Origin of the sequence: Nonomuraea sp. MG754425 (assembly GCF_021699195.1) — a bacterium.
In the GTDB taxonomy this organism is placed as follows: domain Bacteria; phylum Actinomycetota; class Actinomycetes; order Streptosporangiales; family Streptosporangiaceae; genus Nonomuraea.
This window is the reverse complement of sequence record NZ_SSXE01000379.1, coordinates 1-2,832: the sequence shown is the minus strand read 5'-3', so window position 1 is coordinate 2,832 and position 2,832 is coordinate 1. Positions and strand designations below refer to the sequence as shown.

Annotated in this window: 1 protein-coding gene; it reads right to left on the bottom strand. The window is 76.9% G+C overall.

The genetic code is table 11. The annotated features are described in order from the left end of the window. Positions 1-2,832 (bottom strand): type 2 lanthipeptide synthetase LanM family protein (locus FAF44_RS52705; protein ID WP_237111040.1); only part of this gene is annotated, 2,832 nt, incomplete at both ends.

Genomic DNA, 2,832 nt, shown 5'->3' with positions numbered 1-2,832 from the left:
GGGCACCCGGTCGGGGCGGGCGAGTCGCAGCAGGCCGTGCCCGATGCCCGCCAGCCCCGCCATCAGGCCAGGGGTGGGCACACCGGCCGGGGTCCCGCAGCGTGGACCTGCGGCGAGCTCGTCGAGCAGCGCTCCGGCGCGGTGGCCGAGGACGGGGGCGAGGTCGTCCCGCCCGGCGGCGACGGACGCGGCGAGGAACAGGAGGTTGCCCAGCTCCCCGTGGCACAGGCTGTGGCCGGTGCCGCCGGGCGGTGCCGCGAGGAACGAGGCGAGCGCGACGTCCAGGTCGTGCGCCAGGCAGGGGTGCTCGTGGAGCAGGTCGGCGCGGGCCAGGCCGATGCCGGGAGCGCCGTGACACCACGCCTGCATGGGCGGCGGGCGGTCCCCGGCTGCGGCCCGCGCGTCCGGACGGTCGCGGAAGTCCGGCCAGTTGCCGATCAGGGGGTCGAAGAGGGCACGTTCGTAGGCGAAAGCGGCCAGGCCGGTCTTGGCGTACCGGTGCTCGCCCGTTGCGGCGGCGAAACGCAGGAGCGCCCAGCCGATCCCGGACGTCCCGTGCGAGAACCCGGTCAGCGGGACCACCGACAGAGCGCCGGGCCAGGCCACCCCCGCCCGCTGGGGCCGCGCGGTCGCCACGAGGCGGTCGGCGCAGGCCCGCGCCCCGCGCAGCGCGAGCGGCAGGCCGGTCGCGTCGTGCACGGCGAGCAGCACGGCGAGGCAGCCCGCCGCGCCGCCGACGACGTCGAGCACCTCGTCGGCGGCGACCTCCTCCATCAGGACGCCGATCAGGGGTCCGACGTGGTCGAGCAGGTCCGGGGCGTCGAGGTCGCGGGCCAGGTGGGTGAGGGCGTAGACCAGCCCGGCGGTGCCGCTGAACGCGCCGCATCCCGGCGTCCCGGCGCGGCCGGACGGGAGCGGCCCCGGGCGTCCGGTCAGGTGCTCGGCGAACGCGGGCACCCACGCCATCGCCCGGCGGGCCAGGTCCGCGTAACGCTGCTCGCCGGTCACCCCGGCGACCTGGCCGAGGAAGAGCGCGACCCCCGGCAGGCCGCCGTAGAGGTCGTTCTTCAGCGGCCCGACCGTCCAGCGGGTCTCGCCCACCGGCTCCAGGCCGAGCCAGTTGACCGTTCGCGGGCCGTGGTGAGCGTGCGCGGCGATCCGGCCGGCGATCTCCCTGGCCGCCGCCACCATCCGCTCGACGTGCACCGCGATCCCCGAGCCGGGCTCCTGCGCGGGCGACCCCGCCCGCCGGGCTGCGGGACGGGTGTGGGTGGGCGAGGTCGTGCCGAGGGTGGAGGGGCGGGTGGCCAGGGAGGCGTGGATGATCCAGTTCTGCTGGGCCAGGTCCCGTTCGTTCATCGCGCGCAGGTTCGCGACGACGGAGGGAAAGCTCTCACCGTCGAGGACGCCGGCGATCCGCGCGCCCCGGCTCGTCCACACCTCGCGCGCGCCGGGCCGGCCGGCGAACAGGGGGATGTCCCCGTCCCACAGGTCGGCGGTCTCGGCCGGAACCAGGAGCCGGCGGGCCGGGTCCGCCGCCGAGGCGGCCCAGAGGGAGTCGAGGACCCGGTCGCGGTCCAGGGCGTCCCGCATCGCGTCCGGGTGGGTGGACTCCCGCAGCAGGATCCCGTACGTGCGCGTCGGCCGGGCCACCACGCGGATCTCGTCGTCGGCGAAGGCCGCCAGCACGCCGCCGGCCAGCAGGTCGCCGCGTCCCGCCGCGATCGCCTCGTACGCCTGGGTGAAGCCCGCGACGACCTCCTCGGCGAAGTCGGCCGGATCCGCCTCGGGCGCGGCCACGGCACCCGGCCGGTTGCCGCTGCCGGGGAGGGACGCCCGCGCGCGGGTCAGGCGCATCTCGTCACCGCCCGCTCCGGCCCAGCCCGCGACCTCGAACGGCTGGCCCGCGTCCCCGCCCATGCCGCTCAGGTCCAGGACGCCGCCGCGCTCGCCGGGCACCACGGCGGGCACCACGGCGGGCAGCAGTCCCACCCGGGCGACGGACGCGTCCAGGGCCGCATCGGCGGGGTCGTCCCCGGCGGGGCCGCGCAGGCGGGGATGGAACAGTGTCTCCAGGTCCACCGGCACCGGCTGGTCCCCGGCGGCGACGAGGTTCTCGTAGTGCAGATCGACGCCGTCCAGGGTGTGGAGCAGCGCCAGGAGCGCGCCCTGCCGCCGGTAGCAGCGCCGCACGCCCGCCACGTCCGCACACGGGCCGGGCGCGACGTGCTCCACCCACCCGTAGCCCGTACGGTCGAGCACAGCGAGGCCGCGCAGGCCGAGCCCCGGCACCCGCGCGTTCAGCCACCGCAGTGCCCGGTCGAAGTGCGCGTGCACGGCCACCGGCCGGGGTTTGTAGACCAGCCGCCGCCCGTCCGCGAACCGCAGCAGCCCGACGGAGCGTCCCTCCCGATGGTGGTCCCCGGCCCCCGTGACGACCTCGACGACCCTGCCGGGATCGGTCCCGCCGAACATCAGCCGCACGATCTCGTCCCGGTCGCGGCCGAGCCGGCGCAGGAACTCCAGGCGGGACTCGACGGCCAGTTCGCTCGACCGGGCGAGCAGCCGGGCCAGCACCACGTACTCCGACAGCAGGTCCGTGAGCCCGTTGCGGGTGGCGAAACGTGCCACGAACGAGCCGAAGCGCTCCTGTGGCGTCCCGCCGCGCAGTTCGCCCCGTACGCGCTGCACGTTCAGCTCCAGGACGAGCACCCGCGCGGCGAGCCCGACGAGTTGCCCGCCGAGCCCTTCCGCCTCGGCCGCCGCCGTCAGCCGATCGACGGCGGCCCGCACGAACGGCGCGACCACCACCCCGAACCCGGCCTCCCACCC